A 21,445-nucleotide genomic window follows, 5' to 3' on the forward strand; every position below is an offset into this window, starting at 1 on the left:
TGTGTTTGTGGTGAACTACATTATATCTCTCTGAGGTGTTTTTGTATACTTTTTTCTCAACTAGAAAGTGGCTAACTTCATTTTAGAACTTTCGAACGCGGGTTTTTTGAAAGTTCCATCAGTTTTTTTAAAAAAACATTGCTAATTTAAATATTTTAGTATAAAATTAGATGTATTTGTTTATTAAGGCTAATAATACGATAAAATATAATATTCAATGATTGTAATAAAAATTGGAATCTAATCAATAAAAGATTTGAATAGTTTTTCTCTTGTAAAGGAATTAGTAATGAAAAAAACACTAAAAAAGATGCAGATGCTTCTACTACTAATGATATTGTTGGGCAACTACAGTCCATCAATTACCATTTTAGCAGAAGAATTAAACACGCCTGTGACTGAAACTGCAGTAAGTGAAAACTATGCCAATATAATAACCGCTTGGTCGGTGGCTAAACGTCCAAAGGATACCTATCAAATTAACGAAACTTTAGATTTGAGTGGTCTCTATATTCAGTTGACGTACCAAAGTGGGGAAACTAATGTTATCCCTTATGAGGAATTAACATCAATATATGGAGTAATTAGTAACCAGAATCAAATTGATTTATCTGTAGAAGGTAAAAAAAATCTGATACTTAGCAAAGAGGGGTTAGCTGACTTATCAATTGAACTAACAGTTTTAAGCAAGGATCAATTATCAGAAAATAGTTCTGATTCTTCTGAAAATTACCAAGCCAAGAATCTCAATGATCAGATTAAAACGATCCAATTAAGTCTTCATACAGCAGAAAAGCTAAGTGACTTTGATAATGCTCGAAAAAAAGAACGTAAGCTTTCAGTTGAGTTACAGACGAAGTTCAAATTAGGAAATGCAGTAAAAAAAGGTGATTTCTTTGATATTGCATTACCCCTTCAGACGGGACCATTAGAGAACACGACTCCTCTTCAAGTTGGTAATCAAGTTATCGCGGAAACAGCCTACCATGCGGACACACATAGCATACGGATTACTTTTACAGAGGTTGCCGAAGAACTAAGTGGTGACGAAGTCATCAAGTATCGTCAACCATTAAATGTTAATATGGATACCTTAAATCAAGCAGGTATTCATGATTTTCAAACAAGTATTGGGGATCAAAAGGTTTCAACTTTCTTCTACATTAATATGGAAGAGCAAAAGTCTAATTTTACCATTACCAAAATGGACCAAACAGGAACCCCAATACCAAACGTAGTATTTGAATTAAAGGACTTAGAAGAAAATATCGTCTCTGAAGTGACGAGTGATACAAATGGTCAAATTGTTTTTGAAAACTTGGATGCTGGTACTTATACAATGGTTGAAAAATCAGCTCCAGAAGGATTTGAAAAAGCAACAGAAACTTGGACAGTTGTAGTGACAAAGGATGGTGAAGTCATTGTTACTAGCCAATCAAAAGGGAAAAATCTAAAAGCAGAACTCAGTGATTTTCAGCACTATTTTGATGTTTCTACTAAAAAATTATCATTTGACACAACTGTGTTGATTCCTAAAGATGCCAAGGCAGGAGATGTACTTGAAATTGTGTCTGATTCAAGACTCGATATTACAAAAGCTCAAATTGAACCACTAAAAAATGAATCTGGTCAGTTGATTGCTTATCCAGTAACAGAATCCTCTAAAAATAGTATTCAGTTTGTTTTAACCGAGTTGGCAGAATCTGATAAAGTTGAATCGACAAAGTTAACTATTTCAAATGTATTGTTAACTACTGCAGGGCAACTAAAAGCTGGAGAGCAAGAGCTAGCCTTTTCAATATTTGGAGAGGAAATCAAAATACCAATCACGATTCCTGAACTCGTCAATAAAGAAATCCTTTCGCTCGGAGTGTCAGAATCTGATGCCCAAAACCAAACAGTTACATTACTTGGTTTAATCAATGGGAAAAGGGAAGCAGTAACTGAAGAACGTACTATCATTCTTTCAGGAAAAAACAATTCAGAAATTCTAAATAGTTTTAACACGGACGTGACTGTTTATCGTGTTGCTCTGGATAAGTTGACTGGTAAAGAGAACTTTGAAGATATCAGTGAGATAGATGAATCAACCCTTAAAGATGTAACGGAAGATGTATCGATTATCTTCAACCAAGTGGATCATGCCCAATTAGAAGTATCCTTTGCTGAGGGGCAATTGGCTCAACAATCCTACATCATAGTTGTTAAAACCAAAGCTTTGAATGCTGACAATTTCTACTCGTTAAAAGAAAAAGAGAGTTCTGCTCAATCAGAAGTCCAGGTTAATCTAGATGAGTCTCCAATTCGTAAGACAAGTGTTGTAGATGTAAATAAAAAAATAGTTGAGGTTGTCGAAGATAAGGACGAATCAGAAGGTTCAGACACAGAAACTTCAGCAGATGAAGCATCCGAATCACTCCCAACTGATACTGAAGGAGACTATGTAGTATTTTATGCTGAGGAGACATTGTCACCCTTTGCCCGCCCTAGTTTCAGTGCATCTTCCTCTGATAACAATGGTCCAGCCTTCTTTGAAGAAGGCATCTTTCCCTCTGTACTAAATGCTTTCCGCGCTGCAGGCGTGATTGAATCCAACTATGGTGTAGATAGGGTTGATCTGTATGATTTTCATACTATAAGCCGAGATCCAGACTTGGGAAGAAATCCGAACCCACTTTTGGACTATACATTTGAAACAATTATGAAACTCGACTGGCGCATTCCAAAAGAAGCCAAGGCTGGAGATACATTCACTCTTGATATTCCTGAAGAAATCTACTTAAATGTATCGCAGACTGACGAGCAAAAATTTGGAACCATCAGAATTAAGGGACTTGAAAAAGATGCAATTAACATCTACTATAATAATAATCAGTTTAAATTTGTAGTAACTCCGGAAGGGGCGGCAGCGGCCAATGCTTCTGATTATGGATTGTCAGGGGTAGTACAAATTGGTGAGGAATGGGATCGTGTATCAGATCATATTAAAGGATACGATGATTTAACGCCTGCTCCAGGTAATGTAGGATTCTACCATGGTATTAAACCATCTTGGAATGAATGGTTTAATCAGTCTGGCACAAGTAATATAACTAAAACTCTTTCATATACTTCACGGTATAATGGCGGGGAAGCGGTTGTTCTAACAGATTCTGCAACAGCATACAAAAGCAATCTTCTTACTAAATTGACGCGTTATATTTGGGATGTTGATGAATACATAACTCACGAAAATGGTGCTTACTATTTAAATAATACGACCCTGATTAATCTTCAAGGTGGTTTACGTCAAAATGCAAATGGTATTTTTGAGATTATCTATCAAGGCGATACTAAAAATCCAATGACTAGCCGTAACATCTTAGATTACATAGATATATTTGAAACAGAATCGGTTGATGGAAACGGTGGATATGATGAGAAAAGTCTAAGGCCAATTACTAATTTAGGTACTGTAACTTCTTTAGGGAATACTTATAGCATTGTTAAAAATTCTAATTACAAATACACGCTAAGAGTTAGAACAGATGATGGTGATGTACCTACAATCATTATAAAGTATAAACTTCCAATTGTAGGGATACCTACGACAGACACCATATATGAGTTTACACATGATATAAAAGGAAGTAATCTCGAGGGAACGGATCCTTTAACTGGAGTTGTTAGCGATCTTTCATACGGCTTTGGACTGATTACTGATTATCAAATTTCACCTGGAGGCGGTTTCGTAACACAAAGTTCAAGAGATTTCACAAACTTGATTATTGTTAAAGTAACTGAGAATGGCGAACGAATAAGTAACAATCATGCTCAATTTGCGCTTTATAACGAAAAAACAAATACTTTGTTAGGGAATTATGAAAATAATGATGACGCAACTCTACTTTTCAAAAATCTAACTCCGGGTAGTTACTATTTTATTGAGACTCAAGCGCCTGACGGATTTAAAATCGAACAAGATGATAGTGGTAGCGCTAAGAAATATCGATTTACGGTAAATACTGATTTAAGTATTACTTATGAAGGTAAGAACTTAGACCAGAACCTTGGATATATAGCCGTTAAAAACCCAAGTATTGCATCTGGTAAGTTGGTTATCAAAAAGGTTGATGAAGATAATAAGACTAAAGCTCTGCCAGGTGCTTATTTCAAGCTGGTTCATGATAAGACCTTGAAAACGACTATTTTAGGTCCAACAGATTCCGAAGGTTTGATTAAGGTGGATAATCTTGAGGAAGGTACTTATACTCTTCAAGAATATACTGCACCTGATGGCTATGTAATCTCTGATAAAAAACAGACCTTCTACATTGACCGTTTGGGCCGTATGCTGAAGGATTATGATTCACGAAATGCAGGGATTCTAGAGTCAGCCGTAATGCCACGTTCTGCATCTGACGCTAATACTATTTTGACAAGTGCAAGCAGTGAGCTGCCAAGTAATGCTATAGAAAATAACGAAGGTGCTGATGAAGCTAGTGAAGAAGGCTTACTCGAACGAGCGGTTAGTGCCTTGAGATCAGCCTTGTTTTTCTCAGAACTATCTCCTAGCAACTATTTAACAGACGAAATTCAGAATGGTTCTATCAAACTTTCAACGCAGACGCCACTTGTAAATCAACAAGGAAGAACGTTTAGTCAGACTGTTTATATCAATCCAGATGGTGAGAAACCAAACTCACCAATTACGTTCTACTTCTATGATAACTTCATCAGAAATGTATCTGGGATTTCTAATTTCCAAACATATGGAGTAAGTGGAGCCATAATTGATGAGAATACTGACATTAAGGTTTATCGTGTTCCTTCTTCGGTGACTTTACCACGAAACTTTGATATTTCAACGGTTACTGAAAAAGAAGAAGTAACTGATTTAAGGCCAACTATTGTCGATGGTGTAGTTCAATTAAATCTTGGTAATCGCATGAGCGATGGCAGTAAGTATATCGCCGTGATCAATGGTAAGACTGATAGTGCTATGACGCCAATTCGGACAAGCGCCCGAATCATGAACGCAAGACTTGATTCGGCTTTCATTGTTCAACAATCAGATAGAAGTACAGAAACAACTGATATGTATGTCACGAAAATAGATCAGGCATATTTACCATTATCTGGAGCACATTTTAGAGTAGTTGGTGATTTTAACAACTATGATCAAACTGTTGAAACTAAACCAATGGGAAATATTTCTGGATTACCAGGTGACAACTACGTGGCTACTTTCTCAGGATTGAAACAAGGAACCTATACAATTCAAGAAGTACGAACACCTGAAGGGTACCAAGACTCTGGAGAAACATGGCGAGTTTCTGTACAGCCTGATGAAACGGTTAATGGTAAACTACGTATTCGTCTAATTGACGCAGGGCCGTCACAATTAGCTAGTGAAGCAAAGACACATGAAATTGTAATAGTCAATAAGATTGAACCTAAATCTAGTTTTTCATTTAAACTACATTTAGTGGATGAACAAGGGGATCCTGTCTTGAATGGTGAATTCTCCTTTATCAGTCCAGATGGCAACGAAGTGTCAGTAGAGAAAAACTATAACCACTTTACTTACGAACTATCACAAGAAGGCGTGTATACTCTAAAGCAGACTGCTACTAATACAGGCTATACAATGGATTCATCTACAAGGCAATTCCGACTGGAGATGGATCCAACTACAGGTGAATTCACCTTTATGGAAATTGGTGAGACAGCGGCAAGTATTTCAGAAAAAACAATTGTCAATACAGCTCCAGCAAATAAACCAGCAGAGCCAGAGATTGTCTTACCACCAGAATGGACTGACAATCCTGTTAACAATCAAACAGAGGACGACTATACTTTTGTTATTTCCAATAAAAAAGAGACTCCTGTTGGAGAAATGACAGTAACTAAGTATGGTAGAAGCGCAACAGAAGAAAAACTTCTTCAGGGCGTTGTCTTCTCATTGACACCTATAGTAAACGATAGCGAGGAAAGCTCTAAAACGGTTCGTTATACGACGGATGCTAACGGTAAGATTACGATGTCTAATCTTGCACCAGGTCAGTATCGACTCAAAGAGGAGTCGGCTATTGATGGCTATACACCTACTAAAGAAACCTGGTTGGTAACAGTTAGTCCAGATGGAGAAACAAGCTATTATAGTGAAACCTATGGTTCTTCAGCCAATGCTTTGAATCCAGCCACAAGACCGCTAACGGTTGTTAACTTCAAAGATAGTGATGGAAACCTTGTCTTGACTAAGGTTGATGAGGAAAATGGCGATCCTCTTGCTGATGCGACATTTGTTTTGAAAGACACAAGTGGTGCAGTTGTCAAGACCGGAACTAGTAACCAAGAGGGTAAAATTGTTTTCAAGGAGATTCCAGCAGGGGCTTATACGCTTGAAGAACAAATGCCTCCGACTGGTTACCAGAAAACCGCTAAAAAATGGGATGTAATTGTAGAACCTGATGGGACTACCATCGTCACAGAGTCAGAAGAAACCCGCAATGCGGCAACTTCAGGTGGATCGCTATTATTTGAAAGCAGGCATGCATTTGAAAATCTGACACCTTTTGTGAGTCCATATGTGTTTGATGCAGATACTTTCAGAAGTAATGCACTATCAGATACACCGCTCTTTGGCGAGGAGGCGGTAGCCGTTTCTGAAGAAGAATTGCACTTCAGTGAGCTGCTGCAAACCTCAGGGTCCGCGACAGGACAAGCACGCTTAACACTACCAACAAACCGTGTGGGTCAAACAGCTGGCTTTACAGCAACCATGCAGGCTCCTGTTATCAATGAAACTGCTGGAACTTTCTCACAAACGATCACATTCAACACGACGATGACACGGACCATTTCGACATCGTCTACTAGGTACTATAATTTTAACTTCTCTACGACGAATGGTGTTGTTACAAATGTAACGGGTCTTCCTTCTATATTTACAAATGTTAGACAGAGTGAAAGTGGGACCAATAGTTACCGCATTACAACGGTACCAACTACTCGATTACCAGCAACATTTACGATTACTGTCAATGGTCGTGTAAACAACAATGCAACAGGGCGTTTAGTAAATACTCTAAATACAATTGGTTACGCAAATACTTCATCGGATCATCTCTTCTTTGGCTCAAATAGTGAAGCTACCAATGGTAATCTCTCTGTTACGACTTGGTCGGATATTCCGAAGTCTTATGATCCGATTAACTTAACAGTTAAGAATGTGGATGAATTTGGAACGGCCGTTACCGGTTCAACATTGAGATTGTATAAAGCTAATGGAACACAGGTTGCATTAACGGACATTGATGAACCTGGTATTTATACCTTAAAACAGACAGGCCTGAATAGTAGATTTGAAATACCAAATCCATCTGAATGGTCAATCGAGGTTTACAATGATAACGGCCAGTTGAAGACACGTTTATCTGGGACACCAAACGCTGACAACTTCACCCTGGACTCAACTACAAATACATTAACGGTTACAAATTACTACAAACCATACACTTACACTATTGCAACTATTGCGCTAGATGGCGTGGATACAAGTGGTGTGAACTACACTATTACTTCTACGACCAACCCATCAAACACCCACACAGGAACAACTTTCAACTTATCTGAAGGAACTTATATGGTTACGGCTAACAATGTTCCATCAGGTTATGTTGCAAATCCATCATCTTGGACTTTGACAGTTAATCAGGATAATCTAGGAACTGGCGGCGAAACTTCTGTTGCAGTTACAATGTTACCGCCGGCTGAAACCGTTGCTCTTCGATTACTGACGAAAGGTAGTGAGGTCGGAGATATTCTCATACCAACAGCAACTTATAATGTGTCTGAGATTGGTTCTGTACAAAATGGTGACACTTTCAGTCTCAGACAAGGTCGCTACACCATTACTCAGCTAACAACTGATGACAGTCATATCTTGCCAACGGAACCGATTGTGGTTGAAGTAACGCTAGATGAAGGTAACACCAATAATCCACAACCATTGAAAGTGACTAAGATTTCAGGTCGCGATGATGTCATCGTCTCTGGTGAAAATGGTGTTTATACCTTACAAGTTATCAACAATGCTACAGCTAGTTTGACGGTAACCAACAAAGTGACAGATTTGCGGATTACTAAAGTAGGCGCAAAAGACACTATCTTACTTGATGGTGCGGAGTTCAGCCTCTACAATGAGGATGAAAGCAAAGTTCTTGCTACTGAAGTTTCAAAAAATGGTGGCGAGCTGCATTTTACTAAACTTGTTCCGGGGAACTATGTTATAAAAGAAGCTCAAGCTCCAACTGGTTATGAATTGACTAACCATAAGTGGAAAATTTCAGTTGATGATACAGGTAGTATTACCGCTATAAAAGTAGATGGCTTAAAGGAAACTATTGAAAAAATCGATGATGCATTAGGTCTCAAAATCACAAATGAGGTTAAAAAAGGGAAAGTAACGATTACCAAGGTGAGCAATCAGAATGAGCGACTCATCAATGCGGTATTCGGAATTTATGAAAAAGATGGTAATACACCGATTATGAAAGGCGATAGTCCTTGGTTAGTTACTTCAAATAGTGAAGGGATTGCTGTCTTTGAAGGCTTGGAAGCAGGTAGCTATGTTATCAAAGAGGTTCAAGCTCCTCAAGGATACGATGCAACCGATCAGACATGGCCTATCGTAGTAGATGAAAACGGAAATGTCTCAACTACTACGACTACAACGACGGTCGGAACATATACAGAAATAGTTGGTGCCCAGTTTAATAAAACTAGCAACGGTGTTTCAACTCTTGGATCTCGTATCGTTGACGTTGACACAGAGAACAAAACGTATACACAACTGATTTACTTTAATAGATGGACAGATAGTTCATCTGGACGAATTTCATTTGATTACCCAGCCTATAATCCTAGAGTGTTCATCTATCCGTATGGATATGACACAAGTTATGGAGTACCTAATAACAAGGTAGGAGGAGCTTACTCGGCCGGGACGGGTATTACTTCTGTTGAAGTATATAAAACAGTCTCTAACACTGAATCCGCGATCAAAACCTATATGCCAAACAATTTTGAAATCGACCTTTCTTCAAGAAATTATCAAAACATTACCAACAATGTTATAAAGGGAACCCTAAGTGGGAACGGAGTTTCGCTATCACTTGGAACAAATCTGTACTACGGTGAAGGTGCTATTATTAAAGTAACAGGGACTTACAGTAGTACTGGGGATAAACCAATACTTGCGAATGTCCTATCAGCCTATAATAATGCCTATGTTGATCGACGCGATTATTATGCATATACCTACAACGAAGTACAGCCAAAAGCAGGTGAAACGACAACTATTGAACAAGGTGGTGACAACAATCTTGAAATAACAGCTGTCAATACTCGAAACGATCAACCGCTTCCGAATGAAGGGAAGTTAGAAATCACCAAGATTGACGAGGAGAACTCAAGTCTTCCAAATGCCCAGTTTGGTCTATATAGTGGACTGTTTTCAGACTTAAATGGGACGGAACCACCTCTTTATACAGGTTATACTAATTCAAGTGGTTACTTGGCCTTTGATAAATTAACACCAGGTACCTATACGTTGAAAGAAATAGCTGCCCCAAGTGGTTATACCCTAACGGATACAACCTGGACTGTTATTGTTCATGATACGGGGATGACGACGATTAAACAAAATCCATCCGATCCCAAACCAGACAGGCCTCCTAAAGATGTCTCAAGTTTGATGAGGATATCGAACATGAAATTAGATATCAATCAAAATAGAAACATGGCTCCTCGTGTCGCTGCTAAGGCTATTTATATCAACAAAGCAGAGTCTCTACAATTTAGTTTTGATTTCGCCTTTTTGAGAAATGCAGACGTGAAGGCTGGAGATACCTTTGATGTGGTCCTTGACGAGAAAATCTATGCACCGAATATCAGTTCAATAGCAGATTACAGTGAAGGTGATACCATTGATATCAAACTAGCTGATGGAACGATACTGGCAACAGCAACATATCCAGCAGATGGCGATGATAATAAGATTCGTTTCACGTTTACAAAAGATTTTGAAGGCTACGATATTAATACAGTAAAAGGTAGCTACTCTATTCCAGTTGGTATTGATCGGAATAAGATTACGGGTATTCCAAGTGGATCAAGAAGCTATGTCCCTAACGACGAAACAACTACCGGACCTTTTAATTTTACAAATAAGGTTGCTAATGTCTCTGACACCTTTACAGGATACTACGTTGACACACGAGTCCTAAATGGCGGTCAACCGACACAATGGTATGGCAATATAAATGGATATACGGCCACATCTGCAATCACGGAATTGGATAAAGTTAATAAAGTTGTTGAGTACACTTTCTATGTCAATATTAATAAGGCTAGTTATGGCTCTGGAAGGGCTTATAATGTGAGCGTCACTGATAACGGGACAACAGGAGGAACGTTGTACTTTAGAAACGCGGATGTTAAAGTTTATAAAGTGGCTTCATCTGCCCTTCTTGCTCCCTCTATGGGGATAGACACGACACCAAAAACATTGCAAAATAAAGCAGTAACAAAAGATGGAACAGGTATAAGTCTGTCGTTATCTTCGAGTGAATTATCCGGTAATTCGTATATTGTTGTTGCTCGTGTTCCGTATACGGGTTCAAACTTGACCATTGGTCTGAAGGGATCATTTGCTGGTCAGGTGAACATGACAAACTGGACAAATACAGTGTCTAGCGAGAGTGAAGCTGATGCCGGCATTAATACGGCAAAAGTTCGTATCGTTAACAAAAAAGAAGATGGTATGGATTTAGCAATCAAGAAGCTTGGGGAGTCTAATCAGTTGATAACTAAAGGTGATATTCAGTTTAAATTGGCTAAGGCTAATCCTACTGATGCTGATACAGCAGCGGTCCAAAGTGCTGACGAATTGCTCAACTTTAACCTATCTAGTCAAGAAGCTGATGGCCATCTAATTACAAAATTACCAAGATATTTACATGGACGGTATGTTCTAACCGAGGAAGTCGCTCCTACAGGATATATCCGTACAGGAAATAAATACCTCATCACAATCGACAAGGAGAGTCGTAAAATCACCTTGACGGGAATTACTAATTCAAATGGTCGAACAGTAGCTAAAAATGTTGTTCTCTATTCAGAAACGAAGAGTCCAACTGATTCGACGCAAGTTATTGGAAATACCATTGATTTAGAAATCGTCAACAAAAAACCAGTCTATCCAGATACTGGTGGATTTGGTAGCCAAAATTGGTACTATGTTGGTATTAGTATCATGCTTGGGGCACTAGTAATCTTCATTTTCAGAAGAAGAAAGGCTGAAGACTACTAGAGCAATGCTCTAGTAGACACAGCCACTTGAAAGGGGAGATGATATATATTAAATTTTTAAAACTATTCCAATCGTTGATTTCATAAAATAAAGGAGAAAAAATGAAAAAGATCAATAAAATCTTTGCAGTGCTTGCAGTACTGATTCTGACGCTTGCGTCAGTTATACCAGCAACTAAAGTATTAGCAGCTGGTAATAAAACAAATACGATTACGGTACATAAAATTGTTGCCGGATCTGAGACTGATTTGAAAACAATCAGTGAGGAATTAAACAAGACCTACGATGGTAATAAAATCGAAGAATTACAATCTAAGATCGGTACTGCCAAAGATGTTGGCGGGATTGTATTTAAACTTCAAAAATTAATAAATCCAACTTTAGCTGCAACTCTAGAAACCGTACATCCTGATGCTGTTTCAGACGATTCGCTTTGGGAAGACATTACTGATAAAAAAGCTACAACCGTAGAAAATCAAGGTGCAGAGATTAATACGAGCGATCTTGAGCCAGGAAAATACCGCTTGGTAGAAGTTTATGAAGAGTCGACTTATACAGATGGCAAAAATACGGTAACAAGCTCTCTTGCTGTACCAACAATTATTTCTTTGCCGATTGAAAATAAAGATGGTGTTGTTGAGAATGCTCACCTCTATCCAAAAAACAATCAAGATAAGCCACAAATTGACAAAAACTTCGCTAACGGAACTGGGAATTCACAAGGTGCAGATTACGCTAAATACCAAGCTGAGAAAGGTAGAATTTCTAAAACGATTGGTCAGACTGTTCCTTACGAGGTAAAAACTCAAGTACCTAAGGATGCTAAGTATGCTAAATTAGTATGGACCGATACCATGATGAACGGGTTGACTATGGGAGATACTGTTGAGTTAGTAGCAACACGTGGTACATTTGTGAAAGGTACGGACTATACTGTTGACCGTGATGACCGTGGTTTTACATTAAAATTCACAAAAGAAGGTTTAGCTAAACTCCAAGCAGTTGCTAAAGAAGGTGCGATTGACTTTACTTTAACGTATTCTGCAACAGTTAATGGATCAGCTGTTGTTGACCAACCACAAAAGAACGACATTCGTTTGGATTATGGTAACAACCCTGGTAAAGATAATGAAGAAAAACCTGTTACTCCAGAGAATGGAGAAATTAACGTAAACAAAACATGGGCAGCAGGGTCAGATTCATCTAAAGCAAAAGTTGTCTATACTTTAAAAAATTCTAGTGGTGAAGCAGTAGCATCCGTTTACCTTGATAACACTATTACTTCAGGGACGACCTTCGACCTTGGTAATGGCATCTCATTTGTTGTAACTGATTTGTTCTCAGGTAAGTTTACTGGTCTTTCTACCGAACAATATAAAATTTCAGAACGTGTATCAGGTTATTCAAATGGTATTGATGTAGCAGGAAACACTGCGACCATCACCAACACACCAGATACCGATAATCCAACACCACTTGATCCAACTGAACCTGAAGTTGTAACATATGGTAAGAAATTCGTCAAAGCTGATGCCACAAGCAATGTTCGTTTGGCTGGGGCAGAGTTCGTCTTCAAAACTTCTTCAGGAAAATATTTGAAGTTAAACTCAGATAATCAAGATGCTAAAACGAAATTTGAAGCAGCTGATAAAGCTTATAAAGATGCTGTTGCACTTGTAAAAGTAAATTCTGACGGTACTATTGACTATGGTACGACAAGTAAAGAAAAAATTGAGGATTTAAAAGTTACTCGTGATGCGGCCTATAAAGCTTCTCAAATGAAGTATACAGAAGTTAATACTCCTGAGGAAGCAACTGTCTTTACTTCTGATGACCAAGGTCGATTTGAAATCACAGGTCTTAGTGAAGGTGAATATCAGGCAGTCGAAAGAAAAGCGCCAGACGGCTATGCTCTACCAAGCAATCCAGAATTTGTATTTACAGTTGGTAAAGGTACATATCAGTCAGGTGAAATGGACTATACACCAGGAACCTCACAGGATGATGCTCAACTTATTAAGAACCAAAAAACAACTATCCCACAAACGGGTGGTATCGGTACGATTATCTTTGCAGTAACGGGTGCGAGTCTCATGGCTATAGCATTAATTGCCTATATGAAAAATAAAAACGAAGACGAAGAAGTAGCATAACCTAAGTTATTCCTTAATCATGCTTAGAAAGGAGCCTTATGAAACATAGTCATTTGTTAAAACAAGTCATCTCTGTTTTGGCTCTTTGTTGTATGCTTCTTTGTCAAAGTATCGTGGTGAATGCAGTGTCTCAGACACCGCTTCACCTAGAATTAGAGAATTACCAGGAAGTCCGATCTTCTTTGAATGGTCAATTGACGGGTCACCATTTAACCGTTTGGAAATTAGAAAAACCGTATACGATTGACCAACAAAAAGAGATTGTCCAAGAATTACGAGCCTGGGACGAAACCAAGTTAAACCAAGAATTTGTTGCCTCAAAACACGATATGGTTTTCTTTGAAAACCATATCGAGGTGGCAGCAATACCAAATGGCTTGTATTATGTTCGAGATATTATCAAAACACCAACAGTTGAGTACCGTGGAGATATTGTTTTTGAATTAACAGATGGGGAGGTTACCCCACATAAAATATTCGTAAAAAAAGCAAATCCAACAAGCACAATTGTTAAATTGTTGAAAACAGATGAGCATAAAAAGCCATTGGCTAAGGTAGGTTTTCGACTAGCTCGAATGGAAGACAATCAAGAAGAGATTGGTATGCCACTAATTGGTAGTGATGGTACATATCGCTATGATGAAACTGTTTCTACTGATGATAAAGTTCTTTATACAGATGACAATGGTGAAATTACAGTCACGAATCTTCCCTATGGAACGTATCGTTTTATAGAGGTAGAACCTCTTGAAGGCTATCAAATCGAACAACCCTATTATGAGTTTCACTTAACTGGACCACAACTGGTTACAGTTGTAGTAGTCAATAAAAAAACACCGTATGGTGACATGCAATTTGCAAAAGTTGACAGTAAAACAAACAAGGCGCTTGCCAATGCTGTCTTCAGGGTGACGAAAAAAGTAGACGATAAATTTATACCTGTTTTACAAGATGGGAAGGAATTAGTCCTCACCTCTTCTGAAACGGGGAGATTTGAAGCAAAAAATTTACCATTTGGAACCTACTATATTTGGGAGATTAATGCTCCTAGTGGTTATATTCAGTTGACAGAACCGATTTCTTTTATTATAAATGAAGAAGGGGCAAATGAAAAATTCACCAAAACGGTAGTAGTTCGAAATACTAAAAGACCATCAATTGAAGTTCCAAATACAGGAGACATTACCTTATATTTATTAATGTTTTTATCTGCTGTTCTTTTTGGAGGAGGTTTCTACCTGGTTAGAAAACCGTGATTTATAAAATGATGTCGCTCTTACTGAGACTTAGGGGAAAACCGTATGTTCAGACTTTGGTGCTAGACTAAGGGCGGACGCGGTTTTTCTGCTTTTTGATTCTTATTTCAAAGCAATATTGTGTTAAGCAATGTTGCTCAAAGTTGGTGTATAACAATTTTGAGGAGCACTGTTTCTCCAATAAAATACAAAGAAAGTATAACATGGCAAAAAAAACTGTACTAAAAAGGAAAAACAAAAAGAAAAAACGTAAAAATCTTTTTTTTGGCTTTATCTTCATAGTAGGCTTGTTGACTATGTGTTATCCCATAGTATCCAATATTTACTACAGAATTGAATCTAACGAGCAAATTACTGATTTCGAAAATGAAAAAGCAAAGTTAACAGATGCTGAAATTGAAGAACGAATGAGGCTGGCTCAAGCTTATAATGATTCCCTCAATAATGGTATTTCTGGAGATCCTTATTCTGATGAGATGTTGAAACAAGGCCGTGCAGAATATGCCAGAATGCTTGAAATTCATGAACGGATTGGACACGTGGAAATTCCAGCTATTGATGTAGACATTCCTATGTATGCGGGAACGAGTGAAGAGGTCTTACAAATTGGTGCGGGACACTTAGAAGGGACCTCTTTACCTATCGGAGGTAACTCAAGCCACTCTGTCATCACTGCCCATACCGGTCTGCCTAGTGCTAAAATGTTTACAGATTTAACGAAATTAAAGGTTGGTGATAAGTTTTATGTTCATAATTTGAAAGAAACACTAGCTTATCAAGTTGATGATATATCCGTCATTGAGCCGACTGATTTTTCAAAACTTCTAATTGTTCCAGGACATGACTATGTCACGCTATTAACGTGCACTCCTTACATGGTAAATACCCATCGTCTGTTGGTTCGTGGTCATCAGGTTGAATATGTCCCAGCTGTTGATGAAGAGTTTATTGCTGAGAATCGTCTTAATCATTTTTACCGTTATTTGTTCTATGTTGCTTTGGTATTGATTGCCATTCTCTTGTACATTATTCATCGGCTTCGTCGAAAAAAACGTCAATCGGAAATGGTTCTAAAAAAATTGAAAGCTGAACAAGAAGTAGAAGAGAAGGAGGTAAGTCGTGAAGAGGCGCGTCAATAAAAATAAACGTAGAAAAAGTCCGTGGTTCCTTGCCTTGGTCTTCCTGTTGGGGTTGGCGATTGCTTCTTATCCTCTTATCTCGCAATATTACTATCGTATTCAATCGAATGAAGAAATTGCAAAGTTCAATAAAAGTATTTCTGATATTCCATCGGAGAAATTAGCGGAACGTCTCCACTTGGCTCAGGCGTTTAATTCAACCTTGAAACCATCTGAATTAAGAGATCCATTCTCTGCAGAAGAAAAAGAAGCTGGTGTGACAGAATACGGAAAAATGTTAGTGATTCAAGAGCGATTAGGATATGTAGAAATTCCTAAAATCGATGAAGCTATTCCTATGTATGTGGGGACGTCATCTGACATTTTAGAACGTGGAGCGGGTTTGTTAGAGGGAACTTCTTTACCAGTAGGTGGTGAGAGTACGCATACTGTTATTACTGCCCATCGTGGTTTGCCAAATGCAAAACTTTTTACTGATCTCAACAAACTAAAAAAGGGAGACATATTTTATATACATGTTCTTGATCAGGTATTAGCTTATAAAGTAGACCAAATTTTAACGGTTGAACCGACAAATTTTGAACCTGTGCTGATTGAAAAAGGAAAAGACTACGCCACTTTGCTAACCTGCACACCTTATATGATTAACAGTCATCGTTTATTAGTGCGTGGGATTCGAGTTCCTTATACTGCTCCTATTAAAGAACTTTCTATCGAACTTCGTGAAGCTCGTCAACAATATATGATTCTTTTGGTAGTTTCAGTTGTGATTATCTTAGTGTTGCTGTACTTGGTGTATCGCACACGAAAAGCTGTACAGACCATCACGAAAGAATTGGAGGGATACCATGAAGAATAGGACTATGATTATATCTGGCTATATCATGATGATGCTCGCTACGTTGATTCCTTTAGCTACCTTCGGACGGATGCTTTGGCAGTCGTACTCGCAAGAAGAGCGCTATCACTCTTTTCAAAAGGGATTATCAGCTGATTATGTTGATTCGATTGAAGGCAAGTCCGTACAATATAATAATCAATTAAATGATAAAAATACTGGGATTGTCGATCCTTTTTTAGGCAATTATGAGACAGATTATGGACTGGATCTTGATGAATCTTATGCATTTGGCTATCTCTCTATTCCTAGTATCTCAGTTATAGAGCCAGTATACTTAGGTGCTGATTTACAACATCTAGCTATGGGATTAGGGCATGTTGCTGGAACATCTTTACCGACAGGGAAAGGAACAGAGAGAGCTGTTGTAGCGGGACACCGTGCAGAACCTAGTCATGTTTTTTTTCGCTATTTAGACCAAATTGCAGTGGGAGATAAGCTGTACTTTGATAATGGAAAATCAATCTTAATTTATCAAATGGTTTCCAATGAGATTATATCTCCTTCAGAATGGGAAAAATTGGAACCATTGGATGGAAAAACAATGATGACCTTGATTACTTGTGACCCACTTCCAACTTTTCATAATCGTCTATTGGTCCACTTTGAGTTTATCAAATCAATTCCTTCCAGCTCATTGGACGTGTCGGATAGTGAAGTTCAAATTGCTTTTACTAAGGAAGCACAAAAAAATTCAAGAGCATCTAAAGCTTCTTTGGTTCATATTGGAATTTGTGTTCTTTCCATTATATTACTACTTTTGGTTATTGTAAAATTTTATAGATTCTTAAAGAATTGATTGATGAGTATTCTGTTGGATGAAATAATAGTAATGTGTAATTTTGATATACCGAAATCGCTCTATATAGACTCATTGTCAACTGTAGTGGGTGACTTATATCATGTACGAGAGAGAATCACGTTGGTTCTCTCTTTTCGCACGTTCAAAGCGATCAAAATTTTAGTTTTAAAGTTCTTGAAGTTTCTAAATCCAAAGGCATTTCGTTTTATATCTTTGATCAGTTTTTAGTGGCTTCTAGTTTAGCGTTGGAATAAGGTAATTCTAGGGCGTTAGTAATGTATTTTTTATATTTTTTAAAGGTCATAAAGACGGTTTGAAAGGTTGAGTTGACAGTAGTCATATGTTCATCAATCAGTTCAAAAAAGTAAGTGTGGTTCTTCTGTTGAAAATGGAATAAGAGCAGTTGGTAAAGCTCATAGTAATAGCGGAGGTCTTTTAAGAAGGTTAGTGTTTTCTCAACGACATCCTTAGGTCTCAAGATCTGTCTAAACGTCCTCGAATAGAAGGGGTTGTCAGCTAATTGACGATTTTCTTTCTGGAATAATCTCCAATGATTTTTAAGAGCACGATAAGGCAGAGACTTGTCGTCAAACTCTTTCATGATGGCAATTCGAGTGGACAACATGGCACGTCCCAGGTGCTGTACAATGTGGAAACGATCGAGAACAATTTCTGCCAATGGAAATAGTTTTTTAATCAGAGGCATATAGCTACCAGACATGTCTACGGTCACCACTTTAACCTGTTCTCGAACCTTTCGAGGGTACTTATAAAAGTGGTTCTTGATCGTTGTTTGACGGTTATTTTCCAGAATGGCGATGACTTTTCTAGTCTCGAAATCTTGAGCAATAAAGGCCAGTTTCCCCTTATTTCGTGAAAATTCATCCCAAGCTAGAACCTTAGGTAATTGTGAGAACTCTTCTTTGAAGGAAAACTGTTCTAACTGACGTTGGACGGCAGAGATTGAAATATGAAGTGTTTTCGCGATATCAGTGTTGGTCCGTTTCTCGGTGTGAAGCTACGTGATTTTCTTCCAGACAGGTTGAGAAATCTGGTGGTTTTTCTTCACTAAAGGGGTTTGAGCCACACTGACTTTACGGCAGTCTTTGCCCTGGAAGCGTCTCTTTTTGAGTTTCAGGACTGTTGGCATGCCTTGGATGTCGAGAATAGGAATCGTTGATGGCTTTTGGAAGTCATATTTAATCATGGCAGCGTCACAATGGTCACACGGTTTAGGAGAGTAGTCCAACTTGGCTTTTATTTCGATATGTGAGTTATATTCATAACAGTGACAATAACGATATTTGGGTCTTCCAATCCGATTAAATCTGTGGTATTCTTAAGATGTTCCATATGTGTCTTTCTAATGAGTTGTTTGGTCACTTTTCATTATAAGTCATATGGGACTTTTTTGATACACTCAAAAAGGCTCCATAATCTCCATAGAGGGAGTTACCCACTACAGAAATTATAGAGCCCATTTCTAACTCAAACGTCTCAGACTTAATTCCACCATAAAAATCCGTTTTAGACTAACTTCCAGTTCGAATGGGAGAGTGGAACTTAGTTCGCTAAATTTCATATTTATTCAATCAGTTGATAGAGCGGGCTTTGTTTTTACACTTAACGCTAAATGTGGTAAAATGAAGTATCATACTAAATGAGGTAGTTAAGATGACTGTAAAAATTAATACTCAAGATGGTCAAATCGAATTAACAGACGATGTCATTGCAACGGTTGTTGGGACGGCCACAACGGAAATTTTTGGTGTTGTTGGAATGGCAAGTAAGGCAGCGATTAAGGATAACTTTAATGCGCTTTTACGCCGTGAAAATTATGCTAAGGGCGTTGTTATACGCACAGAAGAGTCTGGTGGCATTGCTGTAGATGTTTATACTGTCATGAGCTATGGTGTTAAAATTAGTGAAGTGTCGAGAAATATTCAAGAAAGTGTGAAATTCCAGTTGGAAAATCAATTAGGGATTTCTGCTGAGACTGTTAATGTCTTTATTCAAAATATCAAGGTCGTAGGAGAGTAATCGTGTCAAAAATCACAACCAGTTTATTTCAGGAAATGGTTCAGGCGGCATCGACCCGTCTTAATAAACAGGCTGAGTATGTCAACTCACTCAATGTTTTTCCTGTTCCAGACGGAGACACTGGAACCAATATGGGGATGACCTTGACTAATGGGGCTAAAGAAGTAGCTAATAAGCCTGCTTCAACTGTTGGTGAGGTTGGTCAAATCTTATCGAAAGGCCTTTTAATGGGTGCGCGTGGCAACTCAGGTGTTATTACCTCTCAGTTGTTCCGAGGCTTTGGTCAAGCAATCAAAGACAAGGAAGACCTTGATGGGAAAGACTTGGCTCGTGCCTTTCAAAGCGGTGTTGAGGTAGCCTATAAGGCGGTCATGAAGCCGGTCGAAGGCACAATTTTAACGGTCTCACGGGGGGCTGCAACTGCGGCGCTTAAAAAGGCTGATGAAACGGATGATGCTATTGAAGTCATGCGTGCGGCCTTAAACGGGGCTAATCGTGCCCTTAAAAAGACTCCAGATTTGTTACCAGTCCTTAAGGAAGTTGGTGTCGTTGACTCTGGTGGTCAAGGTCTTGTCTACATTTATGAAGGCTTCTTGTCGGCTTTGACGGGTGAGTATATCGCTTCTGAAGAATTCGAAGTCACTCCAGCGGTCATGAGCGAAATGATTAATGCAGAGCATCATAAAGCGGTTGTCGGACATGTAGCGACTGAAGATATCACGTTTGGGTACTGTACAGAAATCATGGTTGCACTTCGGCAGGGGCCAACCTATGTCAAAGAGTTCAATTATGATGAATTCCAAGGCTATTTAAGCAACTTAGGGGACTCTCTATTAGTGGTCAATGATGACGAAATTGTCAAAGTTCATGTCCACACAGAGGACCCAGGTCTTGTCATGCAAGAAGGCCTTAAATATGGTAGTTTAGTGAAGGTCAAAGTGGATAACATGCGTGAGCAACACGAAGCGCAAGTAGATCGTGTGACAACTCCTGTTGGACCGCAAAAAGACTTTGGAATTATAGCTGTTTCTGCTGGTGATGGCTTGGCAGAAATCTTTAAAGGTCAAGGTGTTGACTATGTCATTTCTGGTGGTCAAACCATGAACCCTTCGACTGAGGATATTGTTAAAGCCATTGAAGAGGTTAATGCTAAAAACATTATCATCTTGCCAAATAATAAGAATATCCAGATGGCTGCTGAGGCAGCTGCAGAAGTGGCAGAGCAACCTGCTCTTGTGGTTGCTTCTCGGACAATTCCGCAAGGCTTAACGAGTCTCTTGGCTTTTGATGCGACTAAGTCTTTAGAGGAAAATCATGAAGCAATGTCTAGAGCGCTCGCCGAGGTTGTCAGTGGTAGCATCACGACTGCGGTTCGTGACACAACGATTGATGGCCTGGAGATTCATGAAAATGATAATCTTGGTATGGTAGATGGAAAAATTGTGGTGTCCCATCCTGATATGGCTACAGCTCTCAAGGAAGCCTTTGCGCATATGCTTGATGAAGATAGTGAAATCGTGACGATTTACCTTGGAGAAGGAGCAGATCAAGCTCTGATTGAACTCCTTTCAGAGCAGTTGGAAGAGCAATATGAGGATCTTGAGATCGAAGTTTACCCAGGCGGTCAGCCCGTTTATCCTTATCTTTTCAGTGTAGAATAAAATGAAGTCTTCGCCAGTTGTGGTTGAAGACTTTTTGTATTAAAAAGGCTAAATTTCAAGTAGAAGTTAGCCATTTTTAAGAAACTGTGCAGGAGACAAATAGTTCAGTATTTTCTTAGGATAATGATTGATCCAATTTT

At 38.5% G+C, this 21,445-nt stretch carries 8 protein-coding genes and 1 pseudogene; 8 read left to right on the forward strand and 1 reads right to left on the reverse strand.

Annotated elements, in window-relative coordinates; translation table 11 throughout:
• The first annotated feature begins 289 nt into the window (after positions 1 to 289).
• The 6 genes from J2S23_RS09980 to J2S23_RS10005 all read left to right on the forward strand — a co-directional run bounded on the left by J2S23_RS09980 (position 290) and on the right by J2S23_RS10005 (position 17,601).
• A complete protein-coding gene (locus J2S23_RS09980; protein WP_307122580.1) occupies positions 290 to 11,356 on the forward strand; it encodes a SpaA isopeptide-forming pilin-related protein in 11,067 nt (3,688 codons plus the stop codon).
• A 101-nt stretch (positions 11,357 to 11,457) separates the two neighbouring features.
• Positions 11,458 to 13,509: an isopeptide-forming domain-containing fimbrial protein gene (locus J2S23_RS09985; protein ID WP_307122581.1), complete on the forward strand. Its 2,052-nt coding sequence runs from the start codon at positions 11,458 to 11,460 to the stop codon at positions 13,507 to 13,509.
• A gap of 38 nt (positions 13,510 to 13,547) precedes the next feature.
• Positions 13,548 to 14,765, forward strand: a complete 1,218-nt coding sequence (locus J2S23_RS09990; RefSeq protein WP_307122582.1) for an LPXTG cell wall anchor domain-containing protein — start codon at positions 13,548 to 13,550, stop codon at positions 14,763 to 14,765.
• 203 nt (positions 14,766 to 14,968) lie between these two features.
• Positions 14,969 to 15,904, forward strand: a complete 936-nt coding sequence (locus J2S23_RS09995; RefSeq protein WP_307122583.1) for a class C sortase — start codon at positions 14,969 to 14,971, stop codon at positions 15,902 to 15,904.
• A complete protein-coding gene (locus J2S23_RS10000; protein ID WP_307122584.1) occupies positions 15,885 to 16,763 on the forward strand; it encodes a class C sortase in 879 nt (292 codons plus the stop codon). Before J2S23_RS09995 ends, J2S23_RS10000 begins: the two co-directional genes overlap by 20 nt.
• Entirely contained in the window at positions 16,753 to 17,601 is an 849-nt protein-coding gene (locus J2S23_RS10005) for a sortase (RefSeq protein ID WP_307122585.1), read from the forward strand. Before J2S23_RS10000 ends, J2S23_RS10005 begins: the two co-directional genes overlap by 11 nt.
• A gap of 101 nt (positions 17,602 to 17,702) precedes the next feature.
• On the opposite strand, the pseudogene J2S23_RS10010 reads toward J2S23_RS10005, so the two are convergent.
• Positions 17,703 to 18,957 (reverse strand): annotated as a pseudogene (locus J2S23_RS10010) (ISL3 family transposase).
• 321 nt (positions 18,958 to 19,278) lie between these two features.
• On the opposite strand from J2S23_RS10010, the gene J2S23_RS10015 reads away from it, so the two are divergent.
• Together J2S23_RS10015 and J2S23_RS10020 are read left to right on the forward strand one after the other, a co-directional pair.
• On the forward strand, positions 19,279 to 19,644 hold the full coding sequence (locus tag J2S23_RS10015; RefSeq protein ID WP_307122586.1) for an Asp23/Gls24 family envelope stress response protein: 366 nt from the start codon (positions 19,279 to 19,281) through the stop codon (positions 19,642 to 19,644).
• A 2-nt stretch (positions 19,645 to 19,646) separates the two neighbouring features.
• Positions 19,647 to 21,305 (forward strand): DAK2 domain-containing protein, encoded by a 1,659-nt coding sequence (locus J2S23_RS10020; protein ID WP_307122587.1) that lies wholly within the window; start codon positions 19,647 to 19,649, stop codon positions 21,303 to 21,305.
• Positions 21,306 to 21,445 lie beyond the last annotated feature (140 nt).

This window comes from Streptococcus moroccensis, from assembly GCF_030812835.1.
GTDB classification, from domain to species: Bacteria; Bacillota; Bacilli; order Lactobacillales; family Streptococcaceae; genus Streptococcus; species Streptococcus moroccensis.

What these genes read in the sequence shown, in the direction of transcription:
- J2S23_RS09980 (WP_307122580.1), top strand. Translation starts at nt 290, where the DNA reads ATGAAAAAAACACTAAAAAAGATGCAGATGCTTCTACTACTAATGATA.
- J2S23_RS09985 (WP_307122581.1), top strand. Translation starts at nt 11,458, where the DNA reads ATGAAAAAGATCAATAAAATCTTTGCAGTGCTTGCAGTACTGATTCTG.
- J2S23_RS09990 (WP_307122582.1), top strand. Translation starts at nt 13,548, where the DNA reads ATGAAACATAGTCATTTGTTAAAACAAGTCATCTCTGTTTTGGCTCTT.
- J2S23_RS09995 (WP_307122583.1), top strand. Translation starts at nt 14,969, where the DNA reads ATGGCAAAAAAAACTGTACTAAAAAGGAAAAACAAAAAGAAAAAACGT.
- J2S23_RS10005 (WP_307122585.1), top strand. Translation starts at nt 16,753, where the DNA reads ATGAAGAATAGGACTATGATTATATCTGGCTATATCATGATGATGCTC.
- J2S23_RS10015 (WP_307122586.1), top strand. Translation starts at nt 19,279, where the DNA reads ATGACTGTAAAAATTAATACTCAAGATGGTCAAATCGAATTAACAGAC.